The sequence below is a fragment of the Psychromonas sp. genome, assembly GCF_047632995.1.
In the GTDB taxonomy this organism is placed as follows: Bacteria; Pseudomonadota; Gammaproteobacteria; order Enterobacterales; family Psychromonadaceae; genus Psychromonas.
The window spans coordinates 1-15853 of record NZ_JBLIEK010000028.1 but is presented as its reverse complement, the minus strand read 5'-3'; the positions used below and the strand labels follow the sequence as shown (position 1 = coordinate 15853).

Here is a 15853-nt window from a genome sequence, read left to right as displayed (position 1 = left end):
AACATGTAAAAAATCAACTCTAACTGCATTGTAAGTTTTATTCAGGAGACCTATTATTCACCACTTTGCGATCCGCTAAAGCGGTTCATTAATTCATTGCTATGGTTAATCGATTTTAATTAAACATTCTGAGCTTTGCTTAAGCCATATTTCATCGAGATCTTCGATTAAAAATGACAATGTTGAGCCGTGGAGGAATAAATTTAAACGAGCTCTGCGCATCCTTTTTTCAGTCCACTTATACATAAAAACAGGCGGACTGAAGTCCGCGCCCTTATATGCTTAACCCAAGTCATCTGCATCAGCATTTACGTTATTTACTCGGTCTAAACCAATTTGCCCAGCTCACAAAAGCGGCTGTGCTGCGGGTTTGAATCCATACTTTTCCTTGACCGGAGAAACGACAAACAAAACCTTCACCAGAAAAAAACAGTGATTTATAACCACCAACTTTACTTACCTTATATTCGAGCCCCGACGTAAAGCCTACAATATTCCCTGTATCAACTACATAATCCTCAGTAACATCGATCTCTATTATTGCACCGTAGGAGTTAAACCAGAGATCACCCGTACCCATAGCACGAATTAAGAACAGGTTTTCTCCCGAGAAAAAACCTTTCGTTAAACCTTGCCATTTACTCTCTATCTCAACATCAAAACCGCAAGCAACAAACGCTGAATTTTGTAGATAAATAGTATCATTGTCTAGATATAGATGGCGTAGATCACCCGGCGCACCCGGTGCAATACCTATCTCACCCGTAAAATTCTCTGCGCTAAATTCATTAATGAAAACATTTTCACCTGTGATCAAGCGGCCTAAACCACCACGCATTTTAGTTTTCATGCGTATATTGGTGTCCATTGTCGCCATGGCTGAAGCTTCTACTTTAAGCTTTTCTCCGGCAGGCAGATGCACAGTGACAAAGCCATAATCAGGCTGACCTGCCATCTCAAATTTAAATCCGCGCGGATCCGCAGAGGAGGTGTTATTTTGTGGTGTTTCTTGGGAGTTGTCTGTACTCATAATAATATCCTTTAGGCTTTACGCGCACGCAGTGATGACGTTAATACACCACCGAAACTAGATGGATTATGTGATTGACACCATACAGTGCCCTTGCCGTTAAATTTACACACTAATCCTTCGCCGCCAAGAAATGAATGTATCCAGCTTTTCCCCGCTTTAGTGATTGTAAAATCAAGTGTTTCATCAAAAGCAACAATATGTCCCGAATCGATAATATATTCCCCGTCAACTTGTATAGGGTAGATAGCGCCAAAAGAGGAAAGTATTAGAGTGCCCTGACCTTTTAGATTCAGCCAGACAACATTTTCGCCCGATAACAATGTTTTAAAACCTTGCCAGCCCATATCAACATCAATCCCCTCAGAGGAAGCTAAATAGGAACCATTTTGTACGATTAAACTTTCATTATCTAATTCCAAACTCATCATATCGCCGGCCAGAGCCGTACCGAGAAAGAGTTCACCCGTTTTACCTTTCGCTGCAAAATGGTTGAGAAAGAGTGATTCACCAGCCATCATTCGTTTAGCCGCTTTAAATAAACTACCCGAGTTCTTTTTATGTGTCGTAGTAGTGATATCAATATTACCACTCATGGCGATCATCGCCCCCGCTTCAGCCGTGATAGTTTCACCTGCTTGTAATGTCACCTTTGCCGCGCTATTACCTGGGCGGTGTAATAATTCAATTTCCATTTTAATTGTCCCTAGATTATCTGAATTTTGGATTTAACCAGCCAGCAAGCCCAGAAACACTTCGGCTTTGCACTATAATTTTGCCTTTGCCTTCAACGCGTGTAACCAGTCCCTCTCCGCCAAAGAAACTGGAGAATAAACCACCAGCAAGTTGCAGCTTTAATTTAACCCCCGGCTCATATGCAACCAGATGCGACGTATCGACAATATATTCGCCGTCAATCTCCTTCTCTAAGAGCGCGCCATAAGCCCCATACCAAACCTTTCCTGTGCCAGAAACCGTTAATTTAAACAGCCCTTCACGCGCAATAAAAGAAACTAACCCCGCCCAGCGCAATCCTAAAGTGACATCGGGAGTTGAAGCTAAATAAGCGCCCGGTTGCAAATTAAATTCGCCCCCCTCTAGTTCGTAACAACGGATCTCCCCGGGTACCGGCTGCACCAGCGTTATCTTTTTTGGGGCATCGGTATTATTACTAAAGCGGCTTACAAAGAGCGTTTCGCCGCCCAGATATTTTTTTAAAAGTCCTTTAAATAAACCACCATTGAATGTCGCTGTTAAGTCAATATCCGCATCCATGCTGCTCATGGCATCAGATTCACTAATAATTGTTTCTCCTGGCTGTAATTCGATATCGATATAGGAAAAGGCTTGCGTTCCCTTAATTTCAGCTTCCATCAGATTCCCTTTTTTTATTACTTTATTTGTAGAATTAGCTTACTGCTCTGATTCCGGTGGTTTGACAATAAATTCTGTTACCGCTGCTTGCAGTTGCCTGAACTCGATTGTTAATTCGATAAAATCTGCATCAATATGTGCAGCACGCGCCTTTAAACTATCGATGCGCTGCTCTGTTGCAGGGTGTGAACTTAAAAATATTAATCCCGTTTCAATGAGATCGCGTTGCGCTTCATCCTCTATCTTATCCAACCTGTTTTTTTCTTTTATAAGCAACTTTTCAAAGAATGTCGCCAAACCTTTAGGATCTATATTGGCCGCAAGCAAATTATCAAAACTTAACTGATCTGCCTCAGATTCAAACTGTCGCGAATATCCTTGATTGATCAGCAAAGGGGCGGAATCAACCACAACCCCCATCAGCCCAGAAACATCGCCAAGTAGAGCTGATAAGATAAGGTAAGTTCCGGCGCTGGAGATAAGGTTGCGGATACCATGTTGCGCTCGAACATGGATTATTTCATGGCCGACAACAGCCAGTAGTTCATTGGCAGAATCCGCTGCTAAAATCAGCCCCGAGTTAATAACGACAATACCTCCCGGCAAAGCAAAAGCATTTAATTGCGGATCATCACTAATATAGAAGCTGTATTGGTAACGTTTATCTGGTAAAGCAGCCAGTAATGGTTGTATTAAAGGATCGAGAAGCTGCTCTGCTTGGACCTTATTCATAAGCTCAGATTGCAGTGAATACTGTTCGAAACTAGAACGGCCTAGTTGTTCTTCCCACTCAAGCGGAATTTGTTTGGCGATTGTCTTACTAAACAGATCCATGCTCCCAAGTATGGCGACAGGAACAAGCACACAAAGTAAAAGCACAGTCGCGAGTATCAACCAGTTGAACTGCCGCTTATTGCGTGAGCGCGTCATAACACGTTGTAAATGCGGATATTGTTTAAGGATGGGATTTTTGAGTACGGATCTATCTGAGCAATAAAAAGACCATTGTCGATTACAGAGATGTTTGAAGAAAATCAGCCTATCACTTGCTCCCCCCTGAGAAATTACTAAACCATCAAAATCAAAATGGATCTGCTCACCTTTAATCACAAATGATAGACCTGTTTTAGAAATGATTAATAGTCCGGAAGCCCGGCCATTAGCAAGGGATGAATGAATACCATGACAGGGGTATTGATATTCAAGCCTATTTTCTTTCATACTTGTTCCATTGTAATTCACAGCTCTGTTTAATCGCCAAATGATTGATATGTAAATATTAAACACATTAAAAATAATTTTATAGTAAACGAATTAACAAGTTGAGCAAGAGATTGGTGCATAAAGTTTGAGTCGTCATTAATATACTGAAACTTTTTACCGTTACTAAACCATAAAGGATAGAGGATAGAGGCTGTTTTGGTTGTTTAAAAGTAATTGAGGAAATAGATGGACGAGCCATTAATGTCAAGTTACAAGAAATAAAAATGCCGTTCATCTTAACGGAACGGCATTAACTACAATCTGATTTTTATTGTTATTAAAACACGCTTGTCTGATTTCTACCTGCCTTGATCGCAGCATGAAATGCTTTCTTAGATTCATCTCTTAACAATGCCATAGAATTCAGATGACTTGGCAATGTACTTGATAAACCGATACTCACAGTAATAACATCACTTACTTCAGAGCATTTATGCTCGGTATTTACCTCAGCCACCAATAGGTGTATCTGCTCAGCTATTCTTAATGCTTGAGTCGCATTCCCCCCTTTAAGCAAGACAATAAAATTCTCATCACTCAAATGGTAAACAAAACCGCCATATTTTTCACATGTCTGCTGCAAAGAAAAAGCAACGATAAGTAAGGCGTCTTCACTGGCTTGTGTACCATAATGTTCAGTAAACGGTTGGAAGTAATCAAATCCACATATAATCATAGATAACATTTCTTTCTCATCGCAGCTTTCTTTCCAAAGTTTACCAAAATCTTTATTGAAAGCAGTACGATCGGCGACCTCCATATCTAACAGAAACTGTTTAAAATTAGATTCTTCGATATCATCAGGAATTTTTTCCGCTTCTTTATTTTTTTCTGTTGTCACTGGCACTTCTGCAACACTATTCTCTGTTTTCTGCGGAAAATCTCCGAATACTTGATTTCGCCCTGATTTTTTTGCCTGATCTAATGCACCATCAACTTTTCCCATTAAGACCTTCATTGAACTTGGGTAAAGACTTGATACCCCAATGCTCAAAGTAACAAAGCTGTTAACACTAGAATACTTATGTTCAGTATGCGAGGCCTCAACAGCTTCGCGCATACTTTCCGCTATTTCTGAAGCTTGTTTTTGATCCCCCCCTTTCATTAAAATACCAAACTCTTCTTTTTGATAATGCGCCAAAAAACAGCCATGTTTTTCACATATATTCTTCAAGGCGAGGCCAACCACGAGTAACATAAAAGATGCGCCTTGTTGCCCGTAGTTATCATTGTAAGCATTAAAGAAGTCTATTTCGCACAGAAACACAGATAGTAATGTATCTTCATTACTTGCCTCTTGCCAAAGCTGAGAATATTTTTTGTCAAATGCACTACGATCGACAATGTTCATCTGTGACATCACCTGTGCGAAAGCAGACGTCTGAGCATTAACAGCATCCTCAGATTGCTTATATTTCGCAAGTTCAACAACAGCTTTGGAATTGCTATCGGAGCTTTCCAGGTCAAAATCGAATGTATCAGAACTGCCATTATCTTCTGTTGGTTTATATTGCGACATAAATAATTCCTTTAGGGTATAAGCGCCTCAGAATGAGTTATTTCAAAGAGAGCGTGCCATCATTTGCTAAACAGCTATTACTGCTGCTGAAAATAACGGCTAGTAGTTAAACTCAAGGTGATGATTTCATTTGTATGAGAATAACATTAGCGCTATCTGTGATTTTCTTTAGCTTTTATTTATATTTATAATTATTACCACCAATGTAAACCTTAAGCCGTTACCGGTCACAATATATTTTCCTTTAGATAAGCGTAACTTGCGTATGTTCACAGTTTAACAACATTATCAATATCATTTTATCCATTAGGAAAGGAACAGCTCTCTTTAAAACGCGTACTTTTTATCTTTTCTAATTCCCAATAAAATAGCGAATCAATATAAATTCGTCATTTTAAAAGCGATCAGTGACGATACAAAAGCAAAAATCATCAACGCCGTTCATATTAACGTCTTCATTTTAATTAATGTGCAGATTCAATATATGGGCCAGAATCTTTCTTTCCTGAAAATAACACCGGAGTTTTAATATTCAACACGTAATTGGTATGACACTGATAGCCGCTATTGGCTTTATCACCCAAGCAGAGTATCTTCAAAGCGCTAAAGGTTCTCTTTTGTTCGCCCCAAAAAGCGTGCGAATTAGTTACCATGTGTATAGCCAAACCATTTGAAAACAATCATTTATAATCGATAAGGAATAGCATGCAACTCTTACTAATGCGCGGGTTACTTATTATCTCATTGCTGCTTACGCCTGCTTATGCACAGCAAACTTTAACCATAAAACAGATAACACTGGCCAGCCACTTACAGCAAGATGCGCAGCAGATAAAAACCACCTTTGAGCAGCAATTATTTACCTTGCCGCCCTTTAAAGCAGGCCACTATGGGTTACGCATGTATCGGCAAACATTGGACAATAAATATTCCATGGCCATTTGGTCCGATATGGCACGCATTGCCAGTTCGCTTAACTATTTTTCCAGCGAAGTGCATCAACCCTTGCAGATCCAACGATATGCCGATAAACGCATTCAGTCTTATGCTGCCAGCAGCAAAACACGCACTAGATTACGTTACCAAGCCACTAAAAGCAGGCCCGAATACCTGTATCTGGGGGTTGATTTACTGGGCTCTATGGCGCGAGCCAATGAATATGGGTTAAAACATAAAAATGATGCAAAATTGCGCGAAGTACTGCGCCGCTATGATTTCAAAAAATATGTCAGCGATGAAAAGATGATTAAAGCATGGGCGGCGCAACTCGCTAATCAGGTCTATTGGTTGCGCCAATTAGGTGAGCAAGATGTCGTTGAGCCATTTATAACCGCATTCCGAAAAACCTACCCCGACAGTGAGGATGAAAAACTCTCTGAGCAACAATTTATGAATAAAATATATGGCTTAACACATATTATTATAGCCGCCTCTCACTATTACCAACGCCCTGTTAAAGAGTCGGATTTTCAGTGGATATACGATTATTATCGCAGCAATATCGATTTAATCCTGCGCCGTTGTAAAGCCGATGTAGTTGCCGAGGTGGGGATTAATTTTTTACTGGCGGGATTAATTAAGGATCCACTGGTACTAAAAAGCCAAAGGGTAATAGAGCAGGCATTTGATCATCAACATGGGATGATCCCCTCGGTTAACGGGGATTTCGATTTATCCTCTTCGGAACACCGCAACGTGTTGGCCATTATGCTAATGGATTGGCAAGAACCCCATCAGGCCCCCACCATCACCCAACAAGCAGCTATTTTTAACCGTGTACCCTATGGTTTAATCGCAAAATAGGCTCAACATATTCAGTTCCCAGCACGCAGGGAATCATCACAATACAATCCCCCATCAGACTAACGGGGGCGATTACCATTAAAGCGTGACACAGCCCAGATTTAACAGATAGAAAGGCCGTTATTCTATTGCTGAGATATGATTATTGGTTATTCTAGGGCGGTGTTTAAATTTATTAATAATTAAAGTAACCATAATCTCTCATAAATAAAGGTGTTTCTATGTATCAAAAAACGGTAACTATCACAGCTCCAAACGGCCTACATACTCGTCCAGCTGCTCAATTTGTTAAAGAAGCTAAATCTTTTGTATCTGAAATTTCTGTTGAAGTTAGTGGTAAATCTGCAAGTGCTAAAAGCCTCTTTAAATTGCAAACGTTGGGTTTAACTCAAGGTACATCGGTAAATATCAAAGCAGAAGGTGCTGATGAACAAAAAGCAGTTACTACGTTAGTTGATCTAATGGCTAAACTTGTATAGTTATTAATATAGTTTTGTCCTCTTTTTAAAGTTAGATGATTATATCTGGCATCGTGGCCCCCCAGAGATAGCTTTTGCCAAAGCACTGTTATAATTTCTATCAACACAAATAAGGTTGAGGATTGTTTATAAGGATCACAGGAATTGGCTTCCAATCTTTAAAAGATTGGAAGCCAATTGATTAAAATGTCTTAGCTATTGTGATTGTTAATTTCAGCAACCATTTGGACAATATTTAGGAACACTCAAAACCAACTGCACTCAGATTACGCTAAACCCCCATAACAGAAACTTTGCCCTGTACCTTTATGAGCGTTTTCAAACCAACAAACAGGGCCGGCAATCTGTCAACTGTTCACACGCCACTATTTTGCATTAGATAATGGGCATGAAACTTAAGGTGGTCATCAATAAAAGTGGAGATAAAGAAATAACTATGATCATAGCCTTCACGCATATTTAATCGCAAATCCACTTTTTTTAACTGCGCCGCGTTCACTAACGATTGAGGTTTTAACTGTTCCTGCAGAAATTGATCGCTGTCGCCCTGATCAACCAAAATAGGTAAAGTGCATCCCTGTTTGATTAGCTCGCAAGCATCATAAGGTAACCAGTTTTCCTGTTTATCACCTAAATACAAGGTGAATGCTTTTTTTCCCCACGGGCTATTAATGGGGTTGCAGATGGGACTAAATGCAGAAATGGATTGATAGGCTAACTGGTTTCTTAGCCCAATGACCAATGCGCCATGCCCCCCCATGCTATGCCCGGAAATTGATTTTTTATCACTCACAGGAAAATGCTGTTCAATCAATTGCGGTAATTCTTGCGTGATGTAATCATACATTTGATAATGGTTATGCCATGGTGACTGCAGCGCATTGACATAAAAGCCTGCCCCTAAACCCACGTCATAGGCACCATTTTCATCATCCGGTACATTTTCACCGCGCGGACTGGTATCTGCCGTGACAATTGCAATACCCAGCTTTGCAGCCAATTTGAATGCGCCTGCTTTTTGCATAAAATTTTGATCGTCACAGGTTAACCCGGATAACCAATATAAAACCGGCACGCGGTTTTGCTGTGAGGCATTCGGCGGCAAATAAATGGCAAACCGCATTGTGCAATTTAAGCTGTTCGAGTCGTGCTGATACTGTTTATGCCAACCATCAGCAACTTTATTTTGACTAATATCTTGTAACATATCTCTGCTCCAAAAAATCGGGCCGCTGACGCAGCCCGATTTAATTACTTGTCAAAATGAATAACAGAACGAATACTTTTCCCTTGATGCATTAAATCAAAGGCATCGTTAATTTTATCTAACCCCATGGTGTGAGTAATAAAATCATCTAACGCAAATTCACCCGCCATATAACGATTTACAATATCCGGTAATTGCGAACGTCCTTTGACGCCGCCAAATGCACTGCCGCGCCATACGCGACCGGTAACGAGTTGAAACGGGCGAGTGGAAATTTCTTTACCCGCTCCGGCAACGCCAATAATCACTGACTCACCCCAACCTTTATGACAGCACTCCAATGCGCTGCGCATAACATCGACATTACCGATACATTCAAATGAATATTCCACGCCGCCATCTGTCATCTCAACAATCACATCTTGAATTGGTTTATCGTAATCATTGGGATTTATACAGGCGGTTGCACCCAGTTTTTTTGCCAGTGCAAATTTACTTTCATTGATATCAATACCGATAATATGATTTGCACCGGCCATTTTTGCGCCGATAATGGCTGAAAGCCCAATCCCGCCTAAACCAAAAATAGCAACATTATCACCCGGTTCAACTTTCGCCGTATTTAATACCGCGCCCATACCCGTGGTTACGCCGCAACCTAATAAACAAACCTCTTCAAGGGGGGCTTCTTTATTTATCTTGGCCAGTGAAATTTCCGGTAGCACAGTATATTCAGAGAAAGTAGAGCAGCCCATATAATGGTAGATGGGCTGACCATCTTTATAAAAACGGGTGGTGCCGTCTGGCATCAGACCTTTCCCCTGCGTTTCACGCACCGCACTGCATAAATTAGTTTTCCCTGATTTACAAAATTTACACTCGCCACACTCGGCTGTGTATAAAGGAATAACATGATCACCGATTTGAACGCTGGTCACGCCTTCACCAAGCTGCTCGACAACCCCAGCTCCTTCGTGGCCAAGGATCGCAGGAAATACACCTTCAGGATCTTCTCCTGAAAGGGTAAATGCATCCGTATGACAAACCCCAGTTGCGACGATACGCACTAAGACTTCACCTTTGCGCGGTAACATAACATCAACTTCTTCAATTGAAAGAGGCTGATTTTTCCCCCAGGCAATGGCAGCTTTAGATTTAATAAATTGGTCAGTCATAGTAACTCCTAATAATAAAAACGGGTGATATACAGTGCCATTATAGATATAAATAAAACAGTAACAATTGAGTTAAAATGAAAAACATAATTACATATATGTAATAATACGAGTCAATATGGCAAACTTGGTACTCATTATGGACAGTTGGTTAGGTATTAGCGAATTTGTTGCTGTCGTACAAAAAGAAAGTTTTACGCAAGCTGCCAAGCAGCTTAATACCTCAGTTGCGCAGATTAGCCGCAAGGTGGCGCAACTCGAGAAACGGTTGGCAACGAAATTACTGATTCGCACCACCCGAAAAATCACTGTGACAGATGCAGGGTTTGCCTATTTTAAACACTGCGAACAATTAGTGGATGGCCTGCAACAAGCAGATCTTGCCATCAACGATTTAAACCAGGTACCGCAAGGTCGTTTAAAAATCACCGCCCCTATTACTTATGGTGAGCAGATAATAGCGCCGCTATTAAATGATTTTATGATCTTATACCCTGCGCTGGAATTACAATTAGTCTTATCAAATCAAACCTTAGACTTGGTTGAACACAACTTTGATTTAGCTATTCGTATCGGTCACCTGGAAAATTCAAGTATGATTGCTAAAAAACTCTCGCAAAGACAGCTCTATGTTTGTGCATCTCCAAGTTATCTCAATAAATTTGGTCAACCTTATAGTTTATCTGAATTAGAACTACACAATTGCTTAGTGGGCAGCTCGCCCGTATGGTCTTTTAACGAACAGGGTAAAGAAAAAAATATCCGTATTAAGGGGACGATAAACTGTAACAGTGGTTTTGCTTTAACGGATGCGGCATTAAAAGGTTTGGGGTTAGCACAATTACCAGATTATTATGTGCAACAAGCATTAAACAGGGGACAGTTAATTGAGTGTTTAAGCCACTACAGAGAGGCTCAACAAGGAATATGGGCTGTCTACCCTAACAATCGCTACTTATCGGTTAAAGTAAGCTTATTGATAGAATTTTTATCGGCAAAACTGCTTATTAGGAATTGATAACGATGAAAACGCCTGCAGTTCGACGCTGACTGTAAAGTTAAATTCAATCAAACATTCATTGCTCAAATGACTGTTAGACAATTTATGCAACGCAACAGCCCTTCCATGATAATCGAAAAGCTTTAAGACAGCAGTTGCTAAAGAGCAAGCGCCATGTGAGAATTAATTAAGTTCACTAACAATTATTTAATGGTAAGTGAAGCAATCGCCCTAGCAAGAGCTAGCTTATCTTAGATTCAGACTGTTAAAGTATGAGGGATTATTATGTTAGTTTTCAACTGCACCAAAGCAGCTAGCGATTTTTTTACTTGCACAAAAAACAAAGTAAAGCACTCTCCGATTAAGCAGCATCCTCATAAAACAATAGCCGAATCAGTTGCTAATCCGTTTTATCCCGACGATCTTACAGATACAGAGCAGCTGGCCATGCCATGGCACTGGGTAGTACATTGCATCACGCTAAAACGTAAAAAAGTATTAATTGTGATGGATTATCACAGCCGTTTTTCAATCTGTTTCTATGCGGGCAAAAAAGGCGATGAACTTGATTTTCTTAATACCTTTGAACTTCATTTGATGACTAATTTCAATTGCTTAGCCTCTCTTGCAGGGATAAGTAGCGAAGAGGTGGAAGTTGCGGCTGATATTTACAATGCCAGTTATTTAACCTGCGAATTTTATCAGCGTGGTGATAGAAGTGTGCAAGCGCATATTAACGATGTGGCATGGCACCTTGAACGCTGTGTTTATGATGATGCTTTTGATTTTCATCCACAGAGTTGCTTGGAGTTTAATCAATTTACCGGCAAAACTCTTCGCAAAACTAAGGGACAAAAAGATTATTTCTATCCCTCTGAAGAGTTTGTCGCAAATTGGCTCAATCTATCGATGCAAGAGCCCCCTATCAGTAGAATTGAAAAAAATTCTGCTGCTAAAAGCGCTGTTTCACAGAGCACCAATAACGCCCTCTCTTCTAATGTGTTTAATATTAAAGATTACAGAAAATAGCCGCTGCTTAAGGCAGCAGCTTTAATGTAAAAGGAAACCGACACTGGCAGTTTTCTTTCACCTACTTATCTCACTATGACTCGGCAGGCGCGCGAAGATTTTCGCCCTGTGACTTAATAACGCTTTGATACCAATAAAAGCTTTTTTTACGTTTACGCGCTAAACTGCCCTGCCCGTTATCATCACGATCTACATAGATGAAACCATAGCGTTTAGACATCTGCGCCGTCGAAGCACTGACTAAATCAATAGGCCCCCAACTGGTATATCCCATCACCTCCACACCATCTTGCAGCGCTTCACCTACCTGATATAAGTGATCATTGAGATAGGCAATGCGGTAATCATCTTCAATCTCACCCTGCTCATTTACCTGATCGACCGCGCCTAAGCCGTTTTCAACAATAAATAACGGTTTTTGGTAACGATCATAGAGGAAATTGAGCACAATCCGCAGACCTTTAGGATCAATTTGCCAGCCCCAATCTGTGGTTTCCAGATACGGATTTTTACCCATAGCCAGCATCTTTTCATCGGTCATTTGCATCGATTTATTATTAACACTGATACACCCGGTCATATAATAGCTAAAAGAGATGAAATCAACGGTCTCTTTTAAGGCTTCTTTATCCGCTTCGCTAATATCCAGCGAAACACCGATCTCTTTAAATTTGCGCGTCATATAGCTTGGATAATAACCGCGGCATTGTACATCACCGAAAAACAACCAATCTCGATTTTCCTGCAAGGCGGCTAAAACATCATCAGGATCAGGGGTCAATGGGTACTGAATCGCGCCTAACATCATATTGCCGATTTTAGCATCCGGTATCAGCTCATGGCATGCTTTTACCGCTTTGGCACTGGCCACAAGTTGATGATGCATCCCCTGATATAGGCTTTGTGAGTCACTTCCGCGTGGAATACCCGCTCCCGTGAACGGTTCATGCAGAGAGATATTTATCTCATTAAAGGTTAACCATTGCTTTACCCTGTTGCCATATCTGGAAAATACAACACGGGCATAGCGTTCAAAAAAGCCGATTAATTCTCTGCTTTTCCAGCCTTGGTATTGCTGCGCTAAATATAAGGGCATCTCATAATGAGAGAGTGTTACCAGAGGGACAATGCCATGTTTCTCTAACTCATCAAATATTTTGTCATAATATGCCAAGCCAAGTTCATTCGGCACTAATTCATCTCCCTTCGGGAAAATCCGGCTCCAGGCAATTGACAGGCGAAAACAGGTAAAACCCAGCTCAGCAAACAGGGCAATATCGTCCGGATACCTATGATAAAAATCGATAGCGGTATCTTTGAGATTGAAATCGCCTGCTTGACGCTGTTTTAATTCGCCAAAAGATCCGAAAGGTTGCACATCAGATGTTGAGAGCCCCTTTCCATCGGCATTATGTGCGCCCTCAATCTGGTTGGCAGCGGTAGCGCCCCCCCATAAAAATTCATCCGGAAAACGAAAAGACATAAAAACTCCTTTATAAACGGTGGATTAAAGTTGAAAAGTTGAAAAGTTGATCTTATTAAAAAACAATGAAAAGACGATCACAACTCAATTAAAATAAGAGATAAATTACTCCAGCTAATGCATGCCATCAAAAATGGTGTGCAGATCACTTTTTGTCAACCATTTGTAGATTTGACAGGACCGACACTGAATATTTTGTATTTACTAAATCCACTCAGCGCTTTGGTTAACGCAGCAAGTGGTAAAACAACGTAGCAAAGATTTAAACCAAAAAAAAACACAAAATAAATTAGGAAGCTTGGTACAATAAGTTATCGGGAAGCAGCATAAAATGCATTAAAACATCACATTTGGAGAGCATCTGCAGCTAAAACAGCATAAATACTGTCCATAGCGAGATAATTATTCAATTTACAGTAAGTAACTCTCGAACATGAAATAAACATTTGCTATATTACGTCGCGATTTGGTCTCGCTATAAATTAAACGGTATATTCGATTTTTGGGTTCCCCTTTTATGACCATTTTACAAATTACATAATTATGTTTCAGTAGCTAGTTACCAGTAAACATACTAACTCGGAGTGTTGCAATGAAAGTTCGTGCATCCGTCAAAAAAATCTGTCGTAACTGCAAAGTTATCAAACGCCACGGTGTGGTGCGTGTTATCTGTGTAGAGCCAAAGCATAAACAACGCCAAGGCTAATAGATTTTTTGGATACCAACAATATTTGACTTTCCATTAGATATTGTTTTATTTAAACATCATTTGTACAGGCCAAGAGGCCTTTTGCAGATGACTTATTAAACTCTAAAGGAGTGCATAGTGGCTCGTATCGCTGGCATTAATGTTCCTGATCACAAGCATGCAGTTATCGCATTAACTGCAGTTTTTGGTATCGGTAAAACTAGCTCACAGAAAATCTGTGCAGCTGCAGGTATTGCTGAATCAACCAAGCTTAAAGATCTGGATGAAGCACAAATCGAAGCACTTCGTACAGAAGTAGCTACGTTCACTGTCGAAGGTGATTTACGTCGTGAAGTTTCTATGAACATCAAACGTCTTATGGACCTTGGTTGTTACCGTGGACTTCGTCATCGTCGCAGCTTGCCTGTACGTGGACAACGTTCTAAAACAAATGCTCGTACTCGTAAAGGTCCGCGCAAAGCAATCAGAAAATAGGGAAAGAGATTCATGGCTAAAACTCCAACTCGCTCTCGCAAGCGTGTGAAAAAGCAAGTTGCTGATGGTATGGCTCATATCCATGCTTCTTTCAACAACACAATCGTAACGATTACAGACCGCCAAGGTAATGCACTTTCTTGGGCAACTGCTGGTGGTTCAGGTTTCCGTGGTTCACGTAAATCTACTCCGTTCGCTGCACAGGTTGCTGCTGAACGTGCGGCAGAAGCTGCTAAAGAGTACGGTCTTCAAAACGTAGAAGTTTTTGTAAATGGACCAGGACCTGGTCGTGAATCTTCGATTCGCGCTCTAAACACGGCAGGTTTCCGTGTAACTAATATTACAGACGTAACACCTATTCCGCATAATGGTTGTCGTCCACCGAAGAAACGTCGCGTTTAATTACGGCGTAGTTAGGTAATTGGAGAAAGTAAAATGGCTAGATATTTAGGTCCTAAGCTTAAGCTTAGCCGTCGTGAAGGAACTGATTTATTCTTAAAATCAGGTGTCCGCGCGATTGAATCTAAGTGTAAAATTGATAATGCACCAGGGGTTCATGGTGCACGTAAACCGCGTCTTTCAGACTACGGTTTACAACTGCGTGAAAAGCAAAAAGTGCGTCGTATGTACGGTGTACTTGAAAAGCAATTCCGTAACTACTACAAAGAATCGGCACGTTTACAAGGCAACACAGGTGAAAACCTGCTTCAACTTCTTGAAGGTCGTTTAGACAATGTTGTTTACCGTATGGGTTTTGGTGCTACTCGCGCTGAATCACGTCAACTAGTTAGCCACAAGTCTATTCTAGTAAACGGTAAAGTTGTAAATATTCCTTCTTTCAACGTTAAAGCAAGTGACGTTATCGCAATTCGTGAAAAAGCTAAAAATCAAGCACGTATTGGCGCTGCACTTGAAATCGCTGGTCAGCGTGAAGTCCCTACTTGGGTTTCTGTTGATACAACGAAAATGGAAGGCGTATTTACTCGTCAACCTGAACGTTCAGATTTATCTGCTGAGATTAACGAACAGTTAATCATCGAACTTTACTCTAAGTAAAGTTAACTGCTAAGAGAGAAAACAAATGCAGGGTTCTGTAATTGACTTTCTAAAACCAAGATTAGTTGATATCGAGCAAGTCTCAACAACTAGAGCCAAAGTGACATTAGAGCCATTAGAACGTGGTTTTGGTCATACTTTAGGTAATGCGCTGCGTCGTATATTGTTATCATCTATGCCGGGAACGGCGGTAACAGAAGTCGAAATTGATGGTGTACAACATGAGTACAGCACCAAAGAAGGCGTACAAGA

General features: G+C 40.6%; 16 protein-coding genes and 1 pseudogene. 9 read left to right on the top strand and 8 right to left on the bottom strand.

Annotated elements, in window-relative coordinates:
* Nucleotides 1–313 precede the first annotated feature (313 nt).
* From ACJAT7_RS07140 to ACJAT7_RS07120, 5 genes are all read right to left on the bottom strand, one after another.
* Nucleotides 314–1030, bottom strand: a complete 717-nt coding sequence (locus tag ACJAT7_RS07140) for a TIGR00266 family protein (RefSeq protein WP_415226108.1) — start codon at nt 1028–1030, stop codon at nt 314–316.
* Nucleotides 1031–1041: 11 nt separating this feature from the next.
* Nucleotides 1042–1725 (bottom strand): TIGR00266 family protein, encoded by a 684-nt coding sequence (locus ACJAT7_RS07135; protein ID WP_415226107.1) that lies wholly within the window; start codon nt 1723–1725, stop codon nt 1042–1044.
* A 16-nt stretch (nt 1726–1741) separates the two neighbouring features.
* The gene (locus tag ACJAT7_RS07130; protein WP_415226106.1) at nt 1742–2404 is read right to left on the bottom strand and encodes a TIGR00266 family protein; all 663 of its coding nucleotides are present in this window, start codon (nt 2402–2404) and stop codon (nt 1742–1744) included.
* Between the two features lie 39 nt (nt 2405–2443).
* Complete coding sequence (locus tag ACJAT7_RS07125; RefSeq protein WP_415226105.1) at nt 2444–3625, bottom strand: M48 family metallopeptidase; 1182 nt, start codon at nt 3623–3625, stop codon at nt 2444–2446.
* Nucleotides 3626–3944: 319 nt separating this feature from the next.
* Nucleotides 3945–5186 (bottom strand): diguanylate cyclase domain-containing protein, encoded by a 1242-nt coding sequence (locus ACJAT7_RS07120; protein WP_415226104.1) that lies wholly within the window; start codon nt 5184–5186, stop codon nt 3945–3947.
* Between the two features lie 705 nt (nt 5187–5891).
* Between ACJAT7_RS07120 and ACJAT7_RS07115 the strand changes: the two genes are divergently transcribed.
* The gene (locus ACJAT7_RS07115) at nt 5892–6989 is read left to right on the top strand and encodes a DUF3541 domain-containing protein (RefSeq protein WP_415226103.1); all 1098 of its coding nucleotides are present in this window, start codon (nt 5892–5894) and stop codon (nt 6987–6989) included.
* A gap of 221 nt (nt 6990–7210) precedes the next feature.
* Nucleotides 7211–7468 carry an HPr family phosphocarrier protein gene (locus ACJAT7_RS07110; RefSeq protein ID WP_415226102.1) on the top strand — a complete coding sequence of 86 codons (258 nt, stop codon included), beginning with the start codon at nt 7211–7213 and terminating at the stop codon, nt 7466–7468.
* A gap of 355 nt (nt 7469–7823) precedes the next feature.
* Here the strand turns inward: ACJAT7_RS07110 and fghA are convergent, their stop codons facing one another.
* Both fghA and ACJAT7_RS07100 read right to left on the bottom strand, forming a co-directional pair.
* Nucleotides 7824–8675 carry an S-formylglutathione hydrolase gene (gene fghA / locus ACJAT7_RS07105; RefSeq protein WP_415226101.1) on the bottom strand — a complete coding sequence of 284 codons (852 nt, stop codon included), beginning with the start codon at nt 8673–8675 and terminating at the stop codon, nt 7824–7826.
* 44 nt (nt 8676–8719) lie between these two features.
* Nucleotides 8720–9850 (bottom strand): S-(hydroxymethyl)glutathione dehydrogenase/class III alcohol dehydrogenase, encoded by a 1131-nt coding sequence (locus tag ACJAT7_RS07100; protein ID WP_415226100.1) that lies wholly within the window; start codon nt 9848–9850, stop codon nt 8720–8722.
* Between the two features lie 139 nt (nt 9851–9989).
* On the opposite strand from ACJAT7_RS07100, the gene ACJAT7_RS07095 reads away from it, so the two are divergent.
* Both ACJAT7_RS07095 and ACJAT7_RS07090 read left to right on the top strand, forming a co-directional pair.
* Nucleotides 9990–10868 carry a LysR substrate-binding domain-containing protein gene (locus ACJAT7_RS07095; protein ID WP_415226127.1) on the top strand — a complete coding sequence of 293 codons (879 nt, stop codon included), beginning with the start codon at nt 9990–9992 and terminating at the stop codon, nt 10866–10868.
* 267 nt (nt 10869–11135) lie between these two features.
* A complete protein-coding gene (locus ACJAT7_RS07090) occupies nt 11136–11879 on the top strand; it encodes a DUF6933 domain-containing protein (RefSeq protein WP_415226099.1) in 744 nt (247 codons plus the stop codon).
* A gap of 73 nt (nt 11880–11952) precedes the next feature.
* On the opposite strand, the gene ACJAT7_RS07085 is transcribed toward ACJAT7_RS07090, so the two are convergent.
* Nucleotides 11953–13362: a glycoside hydrolase family 1 protein gene (locus ACJAT7_RS07085; RefSeq protein WP_415226098.1), complete on the bottom strand. Its 1410-nt coding sequence runs from the start codon at nt 13360–13362 to the stop codon at nt 11953–11955.
* Between the two features lie 592 nt (nt 13363–13954).
* On the opposite strand from ACJAT7_RS07085, the gene rpmJ reads away from it, so the two are divergent.
* From rpmJ to ACJAT7_RS07060, 5 genes and pseudogenes are all read left to right on the top strand, one after another.
* A complete protein-coding gene (gene rpmJ / locus ACJAT7_RS07080; protein ID WP_011770886.1) occupies nt 13955–14068 on the top strand; it encodes a 50S ribosomal protein L36 in 114 nt (37 codons plus the stop codon).
* A gap of 120 nt (nt 14069–14188) precedes the next feature.
* The gene (gene rpsM / locus ACJAT7_RS07075) at nt 14189–14545 is read left to right on the top strand and encodes a 30S ribosomal protein S13 (RefSeq protein WP_415226097.1); all 357 of its coding nucleotides are present in this window, start codon (nt 14189–14191) and stop codon (nt 14543–14545) included.
* 12 nt (nt 14546–14557) lie between these two features.
* Nucleotides 14558–14947 carry a 30S ribosomal protein S11 gene (gene rpsK / locus ACJAT7_RS07070; RefSeq protein WP_415226096.1) on the top strand — a complete coding sequence of 130 codons (390 nt, stop codon included), beginning with the start codon at nt 14558–14560 and terminating at the stop codon, nt 14945–14947.
* 33 nt (nt 14948–14980) lie between these two features.
* Nucleotides 14981–15601, top strand: a complete 621-nt coding sequence (gene rpsD, locus ACJAT7_RS07065) for a 30S ribosomal protein S4 (RefSeq protein WP_415226095.1) — start codon at nt 14981–14983, stop codon at nt 15599–15601.
* Nucleotides 15602–15626: 25 nt separating this feature from the next.
* Nucleotides 15627–15853, top strand: a pseudogene (locus ACJAT7_RS07060) (DNA-directed RNA polymerase subunit alpha); the annotation flags it as partial.